General features: G+C 70.1%; 18 protein-coding genes. 9 read left to right on the top strand and 9 right to left on the bottom strand.

Going from position 1 to position 19,441, the window contains the following annotated elements; all coding sequences use genetic code 11:
* The first annotated feature begins 47 nt into the window (after positions 1 to 47).
* From AB0B64_RS01840 to AB0B64_RS01825, 4 genes are all read left to right on the top strand, one after another.
* Entirely contained in the window at positions 48 to 1,373 is a 1,326-nt protein-coding gene (locus AB0B64_RS01840) for an MFS transporter (protein WP_358173834.1), read from the top strand.
* On the top strand, positions 1,370 to 2,146 hold the full coding sequence (locus AB0B64_RS01835; RefSeq protein ID WP_358173831.1) for an SDR family NAD(P)-dependent oxidoreductase: 777 nt from the start codon (positions 1,370 to 1,372) through the stop codon (positions 2,144 to 2,146). Before AB0B64_RS01840 ends, AB0B64_RS01835 begins: the two co-directional genes overlap by 4 nt.
* 11 nt (positions 2,147 to 2,157) lie before the next feature.
* Positions 2,158 to 2,922, top strand: a complete 765-nt coding sequence (locus AB0B64_RS01830; RefSeq protein ID WP_358173828.1) for a 3-oxoacyl-ACP reductase family protein — start codon at positions 2,158 to 2,160, stop codon at positions 2,920 to 2,922.
* A 96-nt stretch (positions 2,923 to 3,018) separates the two neighbouring features.
* Positions 3,019 to 3,735 carry a hypothetical protein gene (locus AB0B64_RS01825; RefSeq protein WP_358173825.1) on the top strand — a complete coding sequence of 239 codons (717 nt, stop codon included), beginning with the start codon at positions 3,019 to 3,021 and terminating at the stop codon, positions 3,733 to 3,735.
* On the opposite strand, the gene AB0B64_RS01820 is transcribed toward AB0B64_RS01825, so the two are convergent.
* On the bottom strand, positions 3,713 to 4,924 hold the full coding sequence (locus AB0B64_RS01820) for an ROK family transcriptional regulator (protein ID WP_358173822.1): 1,212 nt from the start codon (positions 4,922 to 4,924) through the stop codon (positions 3,713 to 3,715). The genes AB0B64_RS01825 and AB0B64_RS01820 overlap by 23 nt on opposite strands.
* Before the next feature lie 103 nt (positions 4,925 to 5,027).
* On the opposite strand from AB0B64_RS01820, the gene AB0B64_RS01815 reads away from it, so the two are divergent.
* Genes AB0B64_RS01815 through AB0B64_RS01805 form a run of 3 tightly spaced genes read left to right on the top strand, consistent with a single transcriptional unit; the run spans position 5,028 to position 8,145 of the window.
* Positions 5,028 to 6,398 carry an extracellular solute-binding protein gene (locus tag AB0B64_RS01815; protein ID WP_357948065.1) on the top strand — a complete coding sequence of 457 codons (1,371 nt, stop codon included), beginning with the start codon at positions 5,028 to 5,030 and terminating at the stop codon, positions 6,396 to 6,398.
* Positions 6,395 to 7,324 carry a sugar ABC transporter permease gene (locus tag AB0B64_RS01810; protein WP_358173820.1) on the top strand — a complete coding sequence of 310 codons (930 nt, stop codon included), beginning with the start codon at positions 6,395 to 6,397 and terminating at the stop codon, positions 7,322 to 7,324. The genes AB0B64_RS01815 and AB0B64_RS01810 overlap by 4 nt, the downstream gene beginning before the upstream one ends.
* Positions 7,324 to 8,145 carry a carbohydrate ABC transporter permease gene (locus AB0B64_RS01805; protein ID WP_357948071.1) on the top strand — a complete coding sequence of 274 codons (822 nt, stop codon included), beginning with the start codon at positions 7,324 to 7,326 and terminating at the stop codon, positions 8,143 to 8,145. The genes AB0B64_RS01810 and AB0B64_RS01805 overlap by 1 nt, the downstream gene beginning before the upstream one ends.
* On the opposite strand, the gene AB0B64_RS01800 is transcribed toward AB0B64_RS01805, so the two are convergent.
* From AB0B64_RS01800 to AB0B64_RS01790, 3 genes are all read right to left on the bottom strand, one after another.
* Positions 8,131 to 8,631 carry an NUDIX domain-containing protein gene (locus tag AB0B64_RS01800; protein WP_357948074.1) on the bottom strand — a complete coding sequence of 167 codons (501 nt, stop codon included), beginning with the start codon at positions 8,629 to 8,631 and terminating at the stop codon, positions 8,131 to 8,133. The two genes, AB0B64_RS01805 and AB0B64_RS01800, sit on opposite strands and share 15 nt — an antisense overlap.
* A 9-nt stretch (positions 8,632 to 8,640) precedes the next feature.
* Positions 8,641 to 10,185, bottom strand: coding sequence for a serine/threonine-protein kinase (locus AB0B64_RS01795; RefSeq protein ID WP_358173818.1), 1,545 nt, complete (start codon positions 10,183 to 10,185; stop codon positions 8,641 to 8,643).
* Positions 10,186 to 10,769: 584 nt separating this feature from the next.
* Positions 10,770 to 11,477, bottom strand: coding sequence for a DUF4386 domain-containing protein (locus tag AB0B64_RS01790; protein WP_358173815.1), 708 nt, complete (start codon positions 11,475 to 11,477; stop codon positions 10,770 to 10,772).
* Between the two features lie 112 nt (positions 11,478 to 11,589).
* On the opposite strand from AB0B64_RS01790, the gene AB0B64_RS01785 reads away from it, so the two are divergent.
* On the top strand, positions 11,590 to 11,733 hold the full coding sequence (locus tag AB0B64_RS01785; RefSeq protein WP_358173812.1) for a hypothetical protein: 144 nt from the start codon (positions 11,590 to 11,592) through the stop codon (positions 11,731 to 11,733).
* 83 nt (positions 11,734 to 11,816) lie between these two features.
* Here the strand turns inward: AB0B64_RS01785 and AB0B64_RS01780 are convergent, their stop codons facing one another.
* On the bottom strand, positions 11,817 to 12,488 hold the full coding sequence (locus AB0B64_RS01780) for an aminoglycoside phosphotransferase family protein (protein ID WP_358173809.1): 672 nt from the start codon (positions 12,486 to 12,488) through the stop codon (positions 11,817 to 11,819).
* A 31-nt stretch (positions 12,489 to 12,519) separates the two neighbouring features.
* Here AB0B64_RS01780 and AB0B64_RS01775 point away from each other — a divergent pair, with 31 nt between their 5' ends.
* The gene (locus tag AB0B64_RS01775) at positions 12,520 to 12,954 is read left to right on the top strand and encodes a hypothetical protein (protein ID WP_358173806.1); all 435 of its coding nucleotides are present in this window, start codon (positions 12,520 to 12,522) and stop codon (positions 12,952 to 12,954) included.
* Positions 12,955 to 13,297: 343 nt separating this feature from the next.
* Here AB0B64_RS01775 and AB0B64_RS01770 read toward each other — a convergent pair whose 3' ends face one another.
* The 4 genes from AB0B64_RS01770 to AB0B64_RS01755 form a co-directional block, all read right to left on the bottom strand.
* Positions 13,298 to 15,085, bottom strand: a complete 1,788-nt coding sequence (locus AB0B64_RS01770; RefSeq protein ID WP_358173804.1) for an ABC transporter ATP-binding protein — start codon at positions 15,083 to 15,085, stop codon at positions 13,298 to 13,300.
* Positions 15,086 to 15,249: 164 nt separating this feature from the next.
* Positions 15,250 to 18,126 carry a type 2 lanthipeptide synthetase LanM family protein gene (locus AB0B64_RS01765; protein WP_358173802.1) on the bottom strand — a complete coding sequence of 959 codons (2,877 nt, stop codon included), beginning with the start codon at positions 18,124 to 18,126 and terminating at the stop codon, positions 15,250 to 15,252.
* 18 nt (positions 18,127 to 18,144) lie between these two features.
* Positions 18,145 to 18,336: a DUF6229 family protein gene (locus tag AB0B64_RS01760; RefSeq protein WP_357962539.1), complete on the bottom strand. Its 192-nt coding sequence runs from the start codon at positions 18,334 to 18,336 to the stop codon at positions 18,145 to 18,147.
* A 54-nt stretch (positions 18,337 to 18,390) separates the two neighbouring features.
* A complete protein-coding gene (locus tag AB0B64_RS01755) occupies positions 18,391 to 18,579 on the bottom strand; it encodes a DUF6229 family protein (protein WP_225302757.1) in 189 nt (62 codons plus the stop codon).
* Between the last annotated feature and the right edge of the window lie 862 nt (positions 18,580 to 19,441).

Here is a 19,441-nt window from a genome sequence, read left to right as displayed (position 1 = left end):
ACGCATGCGCGAAACCCCCCACTCTCTTTCTCCGAAAGGGCATCTCCATGACAACCACCTCATCGGGCATCCCGGAATCGGGCACCCGGCCCTTCCCACGTGTTGGGGTGCGGCAGACGCGCAAGGCCACGGTGATCGCGCTGTTCGCCTGGATCTTCGCGGTCTACGACTACATCATGTTCGGGACGCTGCTGCCGGAGATCTCCGGCCAGTTCCAGTGGTCCCCGGCGCAGGCGTCACTGATCTCCACGCTGATCTCGGTGGGGACGGCGATCGTGGTCCTCGGAGTGGGACCGCTGGTCGACCGGCTGGGCCGCCGTAAGGGCATGATCATCACCGTGTCGGGCACGGCGCTGGCCTCGGCGGTGTCGGCCGCCACGATGAACGCCGCCTACCTGGTCGGCGTGCGGTCCATCGGCGGGCTCGGGCTCGCCGAGCAGTCGGTCAACGCGACGTACCTCAACGAGATCTACGCCGTCACCGAGGACGAGAAGATCAAGAAGCGCCGCGGCCTGATCTACAGCCTGGTCCAGGGCGGCTGGCCGCTCGGCACCCTGCTGGCCGCCGCGTTCATCGCGCTGTTCCTGCCGCTGGTCGGCTGGCGGGGCTGCTTCCTGCTGGCCACGTTCCCGGCCATCGTGATCGCGCTCCTGCGGCGTGGCCTGCGCGAGACACCGCAGTTCGAGCTGCAGCAGAAGATGGACCGGATGCGCAAGGAGGGCCGTACGGAAGAGGCGGCCGTCCTCGCCCGCGAGTACGGCGTGTCCGAGGCCAAGTCGGCGCCGTTCCTGGAGATCTTCCGGGGGTCGGCGCTGCGCAACACGCTCGTCCTCGGGTTCGCCTGGTTCGTCAACTGGTTCGGCATCCAGGTGTTCAGCGTGCTCGGCACGACGGTGCTCACCCAGGGCAAGAACGTCAGCTTCACCAACTCCCTGCTCATGTTCATCGTGATCAACGCGGTCGCCTACGTCGGCTACGTCTTCCACGGCTGGGCTGGGGACCGGTTCGGCCGGCGCAACGTGATCGCGTTCGGCTGGATGGCGTCCGGCGTCATCTTCGCGCTCATGTTGCTCGTCGCCAGTGGCACCTTCGCCGTGGTCGCGCTGTACTCGCTGGGCATGTTCTTCCTGGTGGGGCCGTACTCGGCGATGCTGTTCTTCATGGGCGAGTGCTATGACACCCGCTGCCGGGCCACGGGGACCTCGTTCATCAACGCGATCAGCCAGCCGGGCGCCATCGCGGCCGGTGCGATCATCACCGCGATGCTGGTCGCCGGCTCGGACTGGAACCAGGGCGCGCTGCTGGTCGGCGCGCTGGGCACGTTCCTGTCGGGATTCGTGATGTTCGGCGCGCGGAAGGTGCCCGCGCTGTGACCGCTCCCGACATTGACGGACGGGTCGCCGTTATTACCGGTGCCGCCAGCGGGATCGGCCGCGCGCTGGCCGTCTCGTACGCCGCCCACGGCGTCCGTACGGTCATCGGCACCTTCCCCGGCGACCCGCACGACCCCGCCGAGACCCTTCGGCAGGTGGAGCAGGCCGGTGGTGCCGGCGTGGTGCACGAGGTGGACGTACGGGACGCCGCGCAGGTGGAGGCGTTCGCCCAGCGCGCGCTTGACGAGTGGGGCCGCCTCGACATCGCGGTGGCCAACGCCGGAGTGCTGCGCCGGGCCCCGCTCGCGGAGCTCACCGACACGGCCTGGGACGACATGCTGCAGGTCGACCTGACCGGCGTCCTGCGCACCCTGCGCTCGGCGGCCGCCCGGATCTCCGGTCCCGGCGCGATGGTCGCCGTCTCCTCCATCGCGGGCGGCGTGTACGGCTGGGGCGAGCACGCCCACTACGCCGCCGCGAAGGCCGGAGTGCTCGGCCTGTGCCGGAGCCTCGCGGTGGAACTCGCTCCCCGGCAGATCCGCGTCAACTCGGTCATCCCCGGCCTCATCGAAACCCCGCAGTCGTCCGACCCGGTGAACTCGCTCGGCCCCGACGGCCTGGCCCGAGCCGGGCAGGACATCCCCTGGGGCCGGGTAGGCCGGCCGGCGGAGGTCGCCTCCGTCATCCGGTTCCTCACCTCGGCCGACGCCGGCTACATCACCGGCCAGAACATCGTCGTCGACGGCGGTCTCACCGTCCGCATGCCCGCCTGAGGAGGAACCGCATGCCCGCCCCGGAACACCGGCCCGCCCCGGTATATCGGCCCGCCCTGGAACACCGGACCGCGCTGATCACCGGTGGCGCGAGCGGCATCGGCCGCGCGATCGCCGAGGCGTACCTCCGTGAGGGCGCCCAGGTCGTCCTGGCGGATCTCGACGCCGAGCGCGCGGCCACCGACATCGGGGCGGCCGGGCACGTCGCCGTCGACGTGAGCGATCCCGGCTCCGTCGCCGGGGCCGTCACCAGCGTGCTGGAGCGGTTCGGCCGGATCGACGTCCTGGTCAATTCCGCCGGCATCCTCACCGAGGCGCCGCTGGTCGAGATGGACCCGAAGACGTGGGCGGAGACGATCGCGGTCGACCTCACCGGGGTCTTCCTGTGCTGCCGTTACGTCGTGCCACAGATGGTCGAGCGGCGCTGGGGACGGGTGATCAACATCGCCTCCCAGCTCGGCATCAAGGGCGGCCGCTCGCTCAGCCACTACGCGGCGGCCAAGGCCGGGGTCATCGGCCTCACCAAGTCGCTCGCGCTCGAGGTCGCCGAGCACAACGTGCTGGTGAACGCGATCGCACCCGGCCCCATCGAGACCCCGCTGGTGGCCGGGATCACCGAGGAGTGGAAGGCGGCCAAGCGGGCGGAGCTGCCCCTGGGCCGTTTCGGCCGCCCGGAGGAGATCGCGCCGACGGCGGTCCTGCTCGCCAGCGACCCCGGCGGCAACCTCTACGTCGGCCAGACCCTCGGCCCCAACTCCGGCGACGTCATGCCGTGATCCGTGTGGCGGGCCTTCTGGGAAGAGCGAATGGCTGATGTGCGGCGCTGCGGGCCGGGAGAGCCCACTGATGTGCGGGCGGGGTGGTGATGGCTGATGTGCGGTGCTTGCGGTGAGCGCGGGGACGCGGACTGGGCGCGGCCCTGGGTGGCCGGGCCGGTCGCCCGTGCGGCGGTGGCTCGCGCGGTCAGCCGGGTACGGCCGTCTCCAGGGGCGCGGATCTCGCCCGCCGCCGCTGGCTGGCTCGTCGTCCGTCCCACCGGTGGCTCCGTGGTCTGCGCCACGCTCGGCGAACTCGTCGCCGCGGTGCGCATCGCGTCGTCCGGCGCGATCAGCCCGCTGGACCCGGCGCGACCTTCGGGGCGGCTGCCGGTTCCCGCAGCGGACGGCCGGACGGGGATCGTCTTGCGCGTAGACCCCCTCGCGCCGCCAAGTCCCGCTCTTGGCGCGGGAGCCGAGGTGGTGGTGCCGGACGAGGCGGCGGCGCTCGCCGTACTGGCCGAACTCGCGACGCCGGTGTGGCTGCGACGGCTCTACCTGGAGCGCGTCGAGGGAGTGAGCGCGTCGTGGGGCCGGCCGTTGGACGGCCCGTCCATGCCGCCACCCGGATCCGCGGCGCTCGCCGCCGATGCGGTCGTCAGGCTCGAATGGGCGCGGCAGGCGGGCCGGTTCGACGACACGGCCTTCGCCCTGAGCTGCCCTCTCGACGACGACGCGGCGCTGCTGGACGTGGAGATCCGCGCCGGTCACGTGGTCCGCGCCCGTACGCTACCGTACGGACGCCTGGAGATCAGCGGTTCAGGAGCGTACTGAGCCGGGGAGCGTACGTGGCGTGGAAGACCAGGGATGCGGCGCCGATCGCGGCGGCGTCGGCGGCGATGGGGGAGGTCTCGACCTGGACCGTGTGGAGGCGGCGGGCCAGGGGCCGGGTGGCCACGGCCGCCGCGATCACCTGGCGGTAGACGTCCGCGACCTCGTGCATCGCCGGGCCACCTAGCACCAGCAGATCGATGTCGAGCATGTTGACGATGCTCACGGCGGCGTCGGCGAGCCGGGCCGCGACCTGGCCGATGACCGTACCGGCGAGGGGATCGCCGGCCGCGGCCGCCGCGCAGATCGCCGCGTGGTCGAGCCCTTCAGCGCTCAGCGTGCTCTCGGCGCCCTCGGCCAGCCGCGCCCGTACGGTCGCCTCGATCGCGCTCGGGCAGCAGACCGCCTCGACGCAGCCGCGGTTGCCGCAGTAGCAGTCGGGGCCGTCCGGCGCCACCGTGATGTGGCCGAACTCCCCGGCGTTGAGGGAACGGCCGCGGTAGATCTGGTTGTCGAGGAACAGCCCGCCGCCGATCCCGGTCCCCAGATACAGGTAGGCGAAGCTCGGCGCGGCCCGGGCCACCCCGGCCCAGCGCTCGCCGATCGCCGCCGCCGTGGCGTCGTTGTCCGAGGTCACCGGGAAGCCGGCGTGCTCCTCCAGCAGGCGTTTGATGGGCACGTGGTCCCATCCGGTCAGGCGCGGCGGGACGTTCATGATGCCCTCGGCGTCGAGCGGTCCCGGACAGGCCAGGCCGATGCCCAGCACCTTGCGGTCGGGTACGTCCGCTTCGCGCAGCACCCGGCGGGCGGTGCGGGCCATCTGGCGGATGACCGCGTCGGGCGCGAGGCCGGGGCGTACGGCGGTGTGCAGCTTGGCGACCGGCTGCCCCGCCAGATCGGCCAGCACGTACGAGATCTCGCCGGGATCGAAGTGGATGCCGACGGCGTAGCCCGCGGTCGGGTCCACCCGCAGGATCGTGCGCGGTTTGCCGCCCCGGGACGGGAGCGAGCCGTCCTCGATGACGAGCCCTTCCTCCAGGAGCCGGCGCACGATGACGGAGACGGTCTGGGCGGTGAGCCCGGCGCGCCCGGCGATCTGGACGCGGCTGATGCCGTCCGAGACCTGGATCGCCTCCAGGACGACGGCCCGATTGAAATGGCCTACTTTCGGAAGATTTGTCCCCTTCTGCATATGGCTGCTCCCCGTGTTTTTGGGCTTCTGTCGTTGACTTAATAAATCAAAAAGATTTACCGTCTCGTCAAGTCAGTTCTGTGGGCCGGTGAGAAGGAGTCCCATGAGACGAGCGATGGTGGCCTCGATCCTGACAGTCGCGTTAGCCGCCACGGCCGGCGCATGTGGTGCGGACACGCCGCAGAAGAGCGCCAACGGGGCCAAGGAGATCGAAGTCCTCTACAAGGTGGAACCCTCCTGGCCGCACCTGGAGAAAATGCTCAAACAGGCCAAGGCGCAGTACGAAGCCGCGCACAAGGGCGTGACGATCAAGCTGACCGCGGTCCAGGGCAACAACGAGGTCTACTACACCAAGCTCGCCCTGCTGAACCGCTCGGCCGAGTCGGCTCCGGACGTGTACCTCCACGACACCTTCCAGGTCAACGCAGACGTCGCCGCCGGCAAGCTCGCCCCGCTCGACGACTACCTGAAGACCTGGCCCGACTGGGCCACCCAATATCCCGACTCGGTCAAGCAGGCCGCCAAGGGCCCCGACGGCAAGACCTACGGTGTGCCGATCAGCACCGACACCCGAGGGCTCTGGTACAACAAGGACATCTTGACCAAGGCCGGCATCCAGCTGCCGTGGCAGCCCAAGACCTGGGCGGACGTGCTGACCGCGGCCCGCGCGATCAAGCAGAAGGTGCCCGGCGTCGTCCCCTTTAGCATGTACTCCACCAAGCCGCACGGCGAGGCCGCCACCATGCAGGGCTTCGAGATGCTGCTCTACGGCACCCCCGGCGGCACGCTCTACGACGACACCCAGAAGAAGTGGGTCTCCTCCGGCAAGGCGTTCACCGACTCGCTCGCCTTCATCAACACGATCTACCGAGAGGACCTCGGCCCGAAGAAGGCCGACGCGTTCAACCCCAAGCTGGGGGAGAAGATCGGGCTCGACTGGTTCCCCAACGGCAAGATCGGCATCGACCTCGACGGAGCCTGGATGTCGGGCAGCTGGCGGCCCACCAGCACCAAACCGTGGCCGCAGTGGGCCGAGAAGATGGGCTGGACCGCCATGCCGACCCAGAACGGTCAGGCGCCCGGCGCCGTCAGCATGTCGGGCGGCTGGGTCATGGCGATGAGCTCCTACGCCAAGGACAAGAAGGACGCGTGGGACTTCATCGCCACGGCGACCAACAAGGAGAACACGCTGGTGTACTCCATCGGCACGGGTGACCTCGCCCCGCGCAAGGACGTGGCCGCCGACCCGAAGTACAGCGCTGACAACCCGAGCGTGAAGTTCTGGTCCGATCTGGCGTCTGTCACGCACTACCGCCCGGCGTACGAGGTCTATCCGAAGGTCTCGGCCGAGGTGCAGAAGGTCATGGAGGCGATGACGACCGGCTCCAAGACCCCGGAGGCGGCGGCCAAGGAGTACGCCGACGCGCTGCCCGGCGTCGTCGGCGGCCCGGACAAGGTGATCCCCGGCTCATGACCGTCACGTCCGTGACGCCGCCACGGCTGGCCGGCTCCCCCGACAAGGGGGAGCCGCGCCGGCGGGCCCGGCGCACCCTGCGCTGGCTGCTGCCGCTCGGACCCGCCCTGATCATGTTCGTGATCTTCATGGTCGGGCCCATCCTGTGGAGCGTCTACATCGCCTTCACCAACGAGACGCTGACCGGCGCCGCGTCGGTGAACTCGCAGTTCGTCGGTGTGGACAACTTCGTCAAGATGTTCAGCGACGAGGACTTCCGCAACTCCCTCCTGCTGACCTTCGTCTTCGTGATCGGCTCGGCCGTCATCGGGCAGAACACCCTCGGCCTGATCATCGCGCTGCTCCAGCGGGGCCGGGGACGAGCGGTCCGGAGCGTGGTCAACGGCATCGTGATCGCGGCCTGGGTGGTGCCCGAGGTGGTCGCGGCGGCGTGCTGGTACTCCTTCCTGGCCGAGGAGGGCACACTCAACGAGGCGCTCGCCGCCCTCGGCTTCTCCCAGGACTGGCTCTACAGCGCGCCCATGATCGCGATCATCCTGGCCAACGTGTGGCGCGGCACCGCGTTCTCCATGCTGGTCTACTCCGCCGCGCTGTCGGACGTACCGGGGGAACTGCTGGAGGCGGCGGCGGTGGACGGGGCGAGCACCTGGCGGCGGCTGGCGCACATCACCCTGCCGCTGATCCGCCGCTCGATCCTGTCGAACCTCATGCTGATCACGCTGCAGACCCTGGCCAGCTTCGGCCTGATCTACGCCCTCACCGGCGGCGGTCCTGGCACGGACAGCCAGACCACCCCGCTCTACATGTACGAGCAGGCGTTCCGCTACTTCGAGATCGGCTACGGCAGCGCGATGGCCCTGGTGATGCTGGTCATCGGCGCCGCGTTCTCCCTCGTGTACCTGCGACTGATCAAGGTGGACACCTGATGACGCGCCTGGCCGCCCGTGGCGCGGCACTCATCTCGCTCGCGGTGATCGCGCTGGCCTTCCTCGGGCCGTTCCTGTGGGTGCTCCTCGCCTCGCTGCAACCCGACGCCAACCTCGCCGCGCAGCCGACCTTCCAGTTCTCGCTCAAGAACTTCAGCGCGGTGCTGACCTGGGAGACCATCTACCACCCGATCATCAACTCGATCCTCATCTCCGGCAGCACGGCGATCCTCACCGTGATCGTCGCCGGGCTCGCCGCCTACCCCCTGTCCCGCTACACCCTGCGCTTCAAGCGGCATTTCATGCTGACGCTGCTGTTCACGACCGGCCTTCCGGTCACGGCGATCATGGTGCCGGTCTACTCGATGTTCTTCCGGTTCAACCTGTACGGGTCGATCCCGGCCATGGTGCTGTTCCTGGCCGCCAGCTCGCTGCCGTTCTCCATCTGGATGATGAAGAACTTCATGGACGGCGTGCCGGTGAGCCTGGAGGAGTCCGCCTGGGTCGACGGGGCCGGCTGGGTGCAGTCGCTGCTCAGGATCGTCGGGCCGCTGATGGCTCCCGGGGTGGCGGTCGTGGCCATCTTCGTCTTCGTCGGCCAATGGGGGAACTTCTTCGCCCCCTTCGTCCTCCTCGACACGCCGGAGAAGCAGCCGGCGGCGGTGACCATCTACACCTTCTTCTCCCAGTACGGGCAGGTCGCCTACGGTGAGCTGGCCGCGTTCTCGATCATCTACACGACCCCGGCCGTGGCCCTCTATGTCGCCGTGAACAAGTACCTCGCCGGTTCCTTCAGCTTCGCCGGATCAGTGAAGGGCTGAGCGGCGTTCCCAGTACGCGGAGACGACCCGGGTGTGCAGCGGGAAGGCCAGCTCCCGCGGCTCGTCCATCACCGACCACTCCATGGTCTCGGCCGTCGGCACCATCGGCGGCAAGGCGGCCGAGACGGTCGGCGGTGCCAGGCCGAAGACCAGCAGGGTGCCGTCAGGAGCGCTGTGCGCGTCGAACAGCCGCACGCGGTCCGCGTCGACGACGACGGCCGTCTCCTCGTACAGCTCCCTGGCGGCGGCCTGCTGCCAGCTCTCGCCCACGTCGATGAACCCGCCGGGCAGGGCGAGCTCGCCCCGATGCGGCTCGATGCCGCGCCGGACCACCAGCAGACCGTCGTCCACGGGCAGCAGCAGCACCGCGACGGGCAGCGGGTTGAGGTAGGCGGTGTTGCCACAGCCGGCGCAGGTGCGCGGCCAGGGCTGGTCCGGGGTGTACGCCGTGCCGCAGAAGGAGCAGTGCGAGTGCCTGATCGCCATGAGGTGAGACTAGCGATGCCGGTTGACGGCGTTGACGACGAGCTTGGCCGTCCGGTCGGCGGTGGTGAACCCCGGCTGCCGGCCCGTGTGGTAGACGACCACCCAGACGTTCGACAGGCGGAACGAGATCTGGGTCCGGTAGATCGTGTCCACGATGGATTCGGCCCGGGTGTAGCTGTACGCCTCGTCGCCGACGTCCGGACCCTTGCGGACCTTGGTGCCCGGGTTGCGCTTCGGTTCCTCCTTCATCGTCTTGACCGTGTACTCCTGGGCGGTGTGCGCGGCCGAGGCATCCGCCAGGCGGTTCGCCGTGACGCTCACGAACGCGCCGTTGTCGGGGCGGGTCCACATACAGGCAGTGGCTGTCTGGTACTGGCGTTTCACCGCGCCGCCGAGTAGTGAGCGCGCCTGGGCGTTGGTCAGCAGGCCACACGCCTCGAAGTTGCGCCCGAACAGCGCCCGGGCGGACCCCGTCGAGCGGGACGTCGGGGCCGGGGTGGAGGTGTCGCCGATCGTTTCGCTGAAGGTGGCGGTGAAGTTCGGCAGGACCCGTACCAAGACCACCACCCCTGTGGCCACGGCCAGCACGACCGCCAGCCCGGCGCCCAGGAGGATGAGAGGCACGCGGCTGCGCTTGGGCACAGCGCCGGCCTGGGTCCGCTCGCGGTGCAGGGCCGGGTCGGTGCCGGCCGTCCTGAACGAGGGTGTGACGGGCGCCGGGCCCACCTCCGACCGGGCTGGCACGGTGCCCTGGGCGATGGCGTTCAGCCAGTCGGCTGCCTGGCCGGGGGCGCAGCGCCGTACCGGATCCTTCTCCAGGATCGCGGCCAGTACGGGGGCGAGCGGGCCGGCCAGCCGGGCGGGGGCGGGCGGCTGCATGAGCACGGCCGCCATCACGGCAGCCTGGTTGGCGCGGGCGAACGGCGGCCCGCCCTCCACCGCCGTGAACAGCGTGGCGCCGAGCGACCACAGGTCGGCGAGGGGGCCGTCGGTCTCGCCGCGCAGGCGCTCTGGAGCGATGTAGCCGGGCGAGCCGGTGAGCAGGCCGGTCTGCGTGAGCGCGGCGTCCCCGGCGACGGTCGCGATCCCGAAGTCGGTCAGCAGCACCCGTCCGTCGTCGGTGAGCATGACGTTGGCCGGTTTGACGTCCCGGTGCAGTACGCCCGACGCGTGCGCGGCGCCGAGCGCGTCGAGCATCTGGAGGCCGATCCAGGCCACCTGGCGCGGGGCCAGCGGGCCGTTGGTGCGTACGGCCTGGTCGAGGGAGCGTCCGCGGACCAGCTCCATGACGATCCACGGCCGGCCGCCGTCGAGGACGACGTCGTGCACAGTGACGATCGACGGGTGGGAACGCAGCCGCGCCGCGGCTCGCGCCTCGCGTAACGTGCGTTCGGCCAGCTCAGTACGTGCCGCCTCGTCGAGGTCCGGAGGTAGCCTGACCTCCTTGACGGCCACTTCCTGCCGCAGCAGTTCGTCCATCGCCCGCCAGACGGTGCCCATGCCGCCTTGGCCGAGCGGGGACAGCAGCCGGTAGCGGCCCGCGAGCAGCGTCACCGGACCGCCGCGCTTCGCGCACGTCCTGACGTGTTCTCGGTCCCGGGGCCACCCACTGCTTCCTCCGCTATCGGTCCTATGCGGACAGAAGTGATATTAGGGGTCTGTGCTGCCGCGCGGGCACTTACTGCGGAGTCGCGCCGATCGGTGCTCTCCCTCAAAGGGCCTCCGCTTCGCTCCGGACGTTCTCCCAGGCGGGCTGGCGCCCGCCCCCTGAAGGGCCTCGCTGCGCTCGGACTGCCTTCCAAGAACGCTTCGCCCGGTCGGCTGGTTGGAGCGGACTGAGCATGGTCGCAATTCATTGAAACCGGCACCAACTTGGCCTTTATCCCCGAGACCGGCCCGCGGGGATGTCTCCTTGTTGCTGTAGCCCTCCAGATTGCTCAGACGTTGGTCAGGCGGGGATATCCCCAGGGAGGGCCGTCAACGTTGCCAAGCCATACACGCTGCCAGCTTGGAGTGACAGTCGATCCGAAGCTGGATTGATGAGGAGAGCCTGCTGTCAACGGCCGATTGCGTGGGTCTGACCCCCAGGCGGCGATGAGGTGGGGGTCGCGTTGGTGTTCGTAGCGGCCGGGGACCCGTCAACCCGCTGCGGGTGCCGCCGTGGGCGCACCTGACGGGGCTTGGTCGAGCGCGTGACGGCGGACGCCGCGGACCAGCAGGTAGCCGACCATCCAGAACTCCCCTACGGTCGCGGGGACAGTGAGAGCGTCTGCGACGCCCTGCGCGTCGGGGACGAGGTATCCGACGAACGCGCTGAGCAGGTAGCCGATGCCGCCGCCGATGAGAATCCAGCCGAGCGGGCGGGGCATCCAGCCCGAGCGGAGCACGCACGAGCCCATGGGGATGAGCCACAGGCCGAAGAACACTGCTCCCACGCCCCACAGGTTGCCGCTGACCAGGTACAGGACCTGGACGACGGCCGCCGCGTCGCCGATCGGGTCGAGCGCGACCTGGACCGCTGTGGCGAGCAGCGCCGCGCTGGAGAGAATCGCGACCGCGTTGACGAGGCCGAAGGCGGCGATACCGCTGGCGGCAAGCGGGTGTGCGGTGCGGAACAGGCGGTAGAACCATGCCGCTGTGAGGGCTTGGGTGACGACGATGAGCAACTCTAAGGCGACCCCGGCGCGGGCGAGCGATTCGTGGTCGACCAGGTGGGCGAGCGTCGCACCGGGATCGCCGGCCGTGAAGAGCCGCGGCCGGATGAGCAGGAAGCCCAGTGCGCCGGTGACGGCGAGGCCGAGGTAGAGCAGCCCGGTCATGCGGGCGGTGCGGATCAGCGCGTGCATGGTGGCTCTCCTTGAGGGCTGTGCCGGCGCGGCGGCCGCGGGAGATCGACTGTGTGCCTTACTCCGTAAGGTAACTTACGATGTAAGACGCCGACAAGGGGGTGGAAGACCGATGGCGGCGAAGGCATTCCGCGAGCCGCTCAGCCGCGAGCGCGTGCTGGCGGCGGCGGTCGTCCTGGCGGATGCGGAGAGGATCAAGGCGCTGACGATGCGCCGCCTCGACGTCGGCCTCGACGTTGAGGCCATGTCGCTCTAGCCTTCCAAGAACGCTTCGCCCGGTCGGCTGGTTGGAGCGGACCACGGCGGGGTAGCCCCGATCAATGTGGAGACGTACGCGACTTAGCGGAAAAGTCGCAGAACCCTCTCGGCTTGGCGCTCGAGGGTGCCTACCGGGTTATGAGGCATCGCCGGCCCATCGGGGCCGAGCTGGAGAAACCAGCCCAGCGCGATCAGGCGGCGGAAGCCCCGCACCCGCGCGGCTTCCCCCGGGGCCAGGTCGATGTGGGCCAGCAGTTGCTCGGCATCCAGGGCGCCGTCGATGCGGGAGATGTGCTCGGTTATCTCGCCAAGTTCGAAGGCGCGATCGTTGCGGCCGGAGTCTTCCCAGTCGATAAGCCGCACGCGTCGCTCGTGTCCGTCCCACAGCAGGTTCGCGTGGTTGCCATCCGCTAGCCCGAGGACGGGCGGATGGGGGTTCGTCACGAGCTGGTCAGGGTCGCTGGATGTCAGCCAGGCGGATCCCGCTTGGCAGGCGTGCCGCACAAGGGGGTCCGCGCCGAGGTCGGGTCGCTTGTCGGCCCAGACGCGGGCTTTGCCCAGAGCCGCGGCGGGTCCCCAGGGGGCGGGCTCGACCGCTTCCACCACCTGAGTGGGGATTGCCTGGTGCAATCGGTTCATGGCGGTGGCCAGCGCGCTGACCTGCTCGTCAGTGGCATGCTCGCCGCGCAGGACACGGCCGGGCAGCCTGGTCATCACGATCATGGGTGGGTGAGCGTCGAGAGCGGCTTCCACAGGCGTGGGCGCGAGGTCAGGCGCGTGCCTCGTGGCGATGGAACAGCCCGGCAGCGGGCTGACCTGGCTGGCAATGCGCCGCAACCATCTGGGAAACGTGGCGGCGCTGCTGCAGCAGCTCGCTCTCGGGCAGATCCCCCTCACCCACGACGCCTTCCACGAACTTCAGCCCTGGCGGGTCGCCGCTCACCTGGAAGAACTCCTGGTGGCCTGCGGCGTCCTGCCCGCCGTCGGGGCCAAGATGGCCGAGTTCGAGAGCTTCCGCATTCTGGCCGAGCAGGGACTGCGGGCGATCGGCGACGACCCGGCTCGTAGACGGCGGCTGGAGCTCATGCGCGACATGTACGCGTTCATGATGGACCGCTGCCCGATCAGTCAAGCCGATGCTCCGCCGCCTGCTCGACGACCAGGTGGCGCTCGCCGCACGCCCGGCCGACATGGTCGTCTACCATCGGAAGTCTCTTAGCGGGCCACACATCGCCGAGAAGCTCGGCGTACCGGCCGTCGCCGCCCCGCTGCTGCCCGCGTTCCAGATCGATGATGTGGCAATCCGTCCCCGGGCTTGAGCTAAAGACCTGAAGAACATGAGCACGGTGACGGCACTCCACCCGTTTTCTCCATTGCTGGTGCCACCTCGACCCAAGGTCGGCGGCACTGACCGTCACACTCGCGCTGGCGAGCTAGACCGGCACGGCGAACCGGCGGCGTGGGTTCGGTGGTGAAAGCCACCGAACCCACGCCCCCGCGCACGCGCCACCACGAACGGCACCTCGTCGGCCCACCCCGGCGGTGGGCGGGGAAGCCGCGGGTCAGGGGGTTGGGAGAGTTATGGGGGGTGATGTGCCGTACATCTGGGCTTGCAGGTGGTACAGGTCGGCGTAGCGGCCACCTGTGACCAGTAGTTGCTCGTGGGTGCCCTGTTCAGCGATCCGGCCCTCGTGCAGCAGATAGATGCGGTCGGCGTTGCGGACGCTGGAGAGTCTGTGGGTGATCAGGACGACCGTGCGGCCCGCGGCGACGCGGCGCAGTGTCTCGTAGACGGCGTATTCGGCCTTGGCGTCGAGCGGGGCGGTCGGCTCGTCCCAGATCAGCAGGTGACCGTCGCGGAACAGTCCGCGGGCGACGGCCAGCCGCTGCCACTGGCCGCCTGACAGGTCCTGGCCGCCGCGGAACTTCTTCGACATCAGGGTGTCCCAGCCGCGCGGGAGCCCGTCGATGACCTCGGTGGCGGAGGCGAGGTCGGCAGCGGTGCGCAACGCGACGTCGCCGGGATCGTCCTTGTCGTGGCGTCCGACCCGAACGTTGACCCTGGCGTCGTGTGGCCATCGGACCGGATGCTGCAGGACCATGACGACATGCGAGACCACCTCGGCGGCGTCCATTTCGGCGAGGTCAAGGCCGTCCCAGGTGACGGTGCCGCGCGTGGGGCGGTAGAGCCCGGCGATGAGTTTGGCGAGCGTGGTCTTGCCCGAGCCGTTCTCTCCGACGAGCGCGATGGTCTGCCCCGCGTCGATGGTCAGGTCGATGTCACTCAGCGCGAGCCGGCCGTCACCCGCTCCCGCGTAGGAGAAGGCGACGCCACGCAGACCGATCCGTCGGGGTGCGGCCGGGACGGGCAGGCCCCCCACGGCGGGACGGCGGGTGCGTGCGTCCTCCAGGAAGGCCTCGTAGTCGCTCACGTAGAGCGCCTGCTCGAACAGCTGGTTGGCAGCCAGGACGAGACGGTTCAGCGCCGCGGTGGCGGTCCGGATCGCGATGACGGCGGTGCCGGCGACGGCGAGCGGGATCCAGCCGATGTGGAGCAGCACCCCGAGCAGCACGAGAGTGGCCCCGGTGGCCACGCCCGCGAGCACGCGGCCCGCCGTGCGGGTGCGCGCCTGGGCCAGGGCGACACGCACCTCCTCGTCGCGCAGGACGTCCCCCACCCGCCGGTACTCCTCCAGCAGGAACGGCTGCGCCTGGCAGGCGCGGATCTCCGCCGCGGGCTCCCGCTCGGTGGCGAGGTCGGCCAGCATCAGGATCCGCCGGTTGAGCGTGACCATGCGCGCGGTCGCCTCGTAGCCCTGCTGGGCCGCGTGCAGCACGGCCCAGCCTTCGGGCAGCACGCTGAGGACGAGCACGGCGAGCAGCAGTGGGTGGAGCACGCCGATGCCGATGGCGGTCGCGGCGACAGCGAAGGCGGCGCCGATCAGCTCGACGACGTTGCCGGTGGCCCGTTCGAGGTAGTACAGCCCCCGGTCGCGGGCACGGTGCATCCGGTCGTAGAAGCCGTCGTCGTCGAACGCGGTCAGCTCGACCGCGAGGCTCGCGGAGAACAGTCCGTCTTCGGCCGCTCTGCGCACCGCAGGGTCGAGGCGCGCCCGGGCCAGCGTGACGGCCGCCTCCACGCCGCCGCGCAGCGCGTACACGCCGACCAGCAGCGCCAGGCCAGGGAGCGCCGCCATGACCCGGTCCGGGGTCGGCCCTCCGGAGAGGAGTTCTTCCAGCACGGCGGTGGTGGCCAGCAGCCCGGACGCCGTCGCCACGCCCGACACCGTGAGCAGCAGGAGGATGGCGAGGGCGGGCCGCCGTCCGGCCCGCCAGACGATGTCGAACACCGGGCGGACGGTGCGCGGCAGCCGCCGCAGGTTCCGCCAGGGCCCGCCGTCGCGGTCGGGGTCCGCCAGGTGCCAGTACGGCGAGTTCAGCTCGTCGTCGGTGCTCAGAGCAGCTCACCCCTCTGGGTCGGCCAGCACCACGGACAGTCGACTCTCAGCGCAGCTCACCCCTCCGGGTCGGGTAGCAGGACGGACGGGAGCGGGCTGTCCGGATGCATCCGCAGCAGCTGGTAGACCATGCCGCCGACGCCCGGCATCAGCCCCGGGGTGAAGGCGTCGCGGGCGAGGCCACTGACCGGCCCGTGCTCGTCGATGCCGCCGATCATCCGCGCGGTGAGCGCCTCACGGGTCAACCGTTCGGGCCCGACACCCGCCTCGATCGCGCGGTAAAGGATCTCCCAGTTGCCGAAGTCTCCGTGGCAGAGCGTGTGACTCCAGCCGAGACCTATCGACCAGGACGACGCGGCGGCGCGGCGGAGTACGTCCCGCCAGCGGGGGTCGCCCTCGCGGGCCAGCCGGTCGGCCGCGACGAGGCCGATGCCGCCGCCTCCGTGGCACCACGCGCTGGAGGTGACACGGGGATCGTCCACTTCGCGCAGGTCCCGCCATCCGTTACCATCCGGGTCGTACAGCGACTCCTCGAAGAGGAACGCCTTGCCCGCCAGGGTGCCGAACTCGGCGCCGCCGGACGTGGCGGCGTCGGAGAGCCGGGCCAGCGCCCAGCCGATCCCGGTGGCGCCGTGCGAGACCCCGCCTATCCCCTGGGGGAACGCGGCGCTGGGCCAGGACGCTCCACGGTCCTCGACGCGGGCCAGTGAGACCAGGCGCTCCCCGATGCGACGGGCCTCGGTGAACCACCGCTGGTCGCCGGTGCGTCCGGACAGGCGGAGCAACGGCACGATGGCGCCGGCCATGCCGGTGAGCAGGTCGTAGCCTTCGTCGGCGGCCACCGCCTCGGGCAGTTCCTCCGCCAGGGCACAGGCCCGGGCGACCGCTTCGGCGGAACCGACGGCGCCGAGCCTGCTCAGCAGCAGCCAACTCCAGATCTGCGAGCCGATGCCGACGTAGCCGCCCGGCGGGTCGGGGCGACGCCGCGGCCCGGTGTGCCGTTCTTCGGCGTCCCGGTCCTCGGCCATCGTGATCGTGCGGAGCAGACCGGCCAGCAGCTTGTCCAGGCCGGGCACCTTGTCGGCCCTTCCCTGCTCGGTCTCGCTCGCGTAGGCGGCCAGCAGGACGGCGACCCCGTACGCGCCGCCGTACACGTCAGGGCTCAGCGACTGCACGAACCAGCCGGTGGAGGTGAGCACCGGCGCGATCCAGGTGACCGTGCCGTCGTCGCCGTGAACCGCCGCGTCCAGCACGCTGCGGGCGATGGCGGCGGCCACCCGGCGCCGGCGCACGTCGAGGTCCTGGTGCCGGATGACGGGCGCGGCCATCGGCTTGTTGCCGGGCATCCACCCCTCGTTGAGGTAAGCGCTGACCAGGGCCGCCCGGATCACCTCGCGATCGAGGGCGGCGTCGCGATCGCGCCAGCGCCGCAGCGCGTCCGCGATGAGGTCCTGCTCGTCTCCATACGAGGTTCCGCCGGGGCCGTCCAGACGACCACGGGCGGGCGATGTGGCGAAGAAGGGGATGTCGCCGGTCAGCAGCTCGACCACCTCGGCGTCGATCACCTCGGGGTCCGACGGTGCTCCGGGCAGGTTCTCGGCGTGCTGCGCCAGCAGCCGCGCGGCCTTGCCGACCGCAGTGGCCTCGTCGTGCAGTGATACCGGGTGCCACAGCATGCGGGCCAGCTCGGCGTAGGCCTCGGTGGCGCGGAGCACGACCCGGATGGGACGGTCGGCGAAGTCCTCGAGCAGCCCGGCCAGCTCGCCCGCCCGGTCCAGCGCGTCGAGCCGCTCGGTCAGCTCGACGAATCCCAACAGGACCCGGTCCCAGTAGCGGGCGAGGACCGGGTCAGGGCTGGGGTGGTTGGCCACCGCTCCCATCTCGGCCCGCGCCATGCCCACTCTGGCCATGTCCGTGCCCGCGTCGACGACGACGGGCACCTCGGTGTACGGCTGCTGACCGGGCAGCGCGCCGGCGGCCGACATGTCGACGCCGCGCCAGCCGAGCGAGACGCCCCGTCCGGGGAGAAGACCGGTGCGCAGCACCGACCCGCCGAGCAGGTCGGTCGCCAGGTCCACGGCCTCGCCGTACCCCGAGGGCTTGGCGGGGGCGTGCGGGGTGAACAGCGTCTCGCAGTCGATGACGACGGGGGCCGGCCCGGCCGCGATGAGGTTCTCCGCGTGCAGGTCGCTGCCGCCGATCAGGCGCATCAGCGCCAGCCAGTGCCCGATGCCGCGGTAGAAGGACCGCAGCTCCGCGTCGTCCGCGCAGTAGCGGTGCCCGATGTGCTCCGCCCACCCGTACCCCTCACGGACCAGCACGTCAGGTACGCGGATGTCGGTCCCGGCGGGCAACTCGGCGGCCAGGCGGGCGATCAGCCGGGCCAGTGCCTCATCCACGGCGAGGGAGCGGGGCTTGTAGACGACCTGCCCCTGCGCACCGTGCAGGACGGCGACGGTGCGCCCGCCGCGATGGCTGTCTCCCGCCCCGAAATCGACCCGGACCAGGTCACCTCGGAGGCCACCCGGCAGCGCGGCGAGCGCCGCCCGGTCGGCGGCGAACCGGCGGGCCAGTTCCTCGGCCGCGGCACACCGGTTGCTGATGATCGTGGCAAGCCTGGACGGCATCGGGGGGTAGTGCTGCCCCATGGATCGCCAGAACTCGGGCGTCGCGGCCGTCGCCTTCCATTCCTGCCACCGCAGCTGTGGAGTCTGCGCGGTTAGCCTTCCACTGATCCTGGCCGCGTTGAGTTCCAGCAGCAGTACACGGTTGACCTTGAGACGGACGGTCTCCTCCAATGTTTCGGCGGCCGCGTGGTGGATCACCTGGGCCTCCGCCGGCGTGAGGCCGGGGATCGATCCCAGCGTGGGCGACAGCCCGGCCAGCGCCGGTGCGGTCAAATACTCCAGCGACGGGTCGAATTCCCCGGCCATACGTCCAACCTTCCTTGATCAGCAGCAGAGGCCGGTGCGACCCGCGGTGCAGGCGCTGGCCCTCTTGGTGGTGTCCATGAGGGCCATCGTGATCTCCGACTCGGCGTACTCACCTGTGAGCAGCGGGCCGGCCGGGTTGTCCTCAATGGTCGCCGTTCCGCTGCGCCAAGCAGCGACGATCTCCTCGGAGCGTCCCAGCGTGACGGGCATGCTTACTCCTTTCGTGGCAGGTGTGCTGTCCTGCGTTGACCGGGGGGTTCGAGGTCAGCAGCAGGGGATGGTGCGGTTGCCGGTGCACGAGCTCGGCCGCCGGGTGTCGTCGCGAACCATCGTGATCTCCGACTCGGCGTACTCGCTCATGAACAGCGGGCCGGCCGGGTTGTCCTCGATGGTCGCCGTTCCGCCGCGCCAAGCAGCGACGATCTCCTCGGAGCGTCCCAGGGTGACAGGCATGCTTACTCCCTTCATGACCGGACGTCTCGACCCACGCTAATCAGCCGCTCCAGAAAATCAACACATATCGGGCGTAATGTGCACTTGGCTATATTCCGGAGAAATGTCGAAAATTGCTATTGACTGCGGCCAATCTTGCACCGACGTCCAGCAGGGGCCACGCGGCACGCCGTTCACGTCACCTGTGCGGCCAGGACGCGACGACGGTCCCGCACGTCAGAGACTCGACCGGTGATGGCCGTAATCCTCGCTCCGGCGACGGCGATCATTTGCGCGGGCGGACTGCTCGGGGATCGCTCTTCCACGCAGGAAGGGAAGCCGGGAATGATTTCGCCAGATCGGAGGTGCCGATAACAGGTGACGAATAACCCCGGAGGCGTGACCGTCTCACGACATTCCCAGCCGGTATACAGTTTGCCTGCCATTGCGGACGACAGTTATTTCGATTTGTGAATGCGACCCCAGGGAAAGGCCGGCCGCGAGGGGGAGCCTGCTTCGGGACGAAGAAGGCCGTGGGTATCGACGCGGACCCACCTGCGGGCCGGGCCGGACGACGCAGTATTGAAGGAGCGCGCGGTGCGGTGCCGGGTGCGGGCCGCGGGCATGCGGTCGCGAACACCGCAGGGGTCTGCTCGGGGGCGAGCGGGGCGGCGTCGCTGAGGGCCTGGGGTCCTGTACTGGTGAGCTCGCTATTCATCTGTCGCGAGTTGTCGTTCCCATGGGGCCTGATGGTGACGTTCCGTGTTCCCCGGCGGCGTAGCGGTTCCAGCCTCCGCCACCTTCCCGAAGGAGGCGGGCGGTGGTCTTGTCGTGGTATCCGACGCCCTCCGCTACCACGACAAGACCACCGCTTGACTCCTCA

Origin of the sequence: Nonomuraea sp. NPDC049129 (genome assembly GCF_040648495.1) — a bacterium.
In the GTDB taxonomy this organism is placed as follows: domain Bacteria; phylum Actinomycetota; class Actinomycetes; order Streptosporangiales; family Streptosporangiaceae; genus Nonomuraea.
Note: the sequence above shows the minus strand (reverse complement) of the source record. Positions and strands in the feature narration are given on the sequence as shown.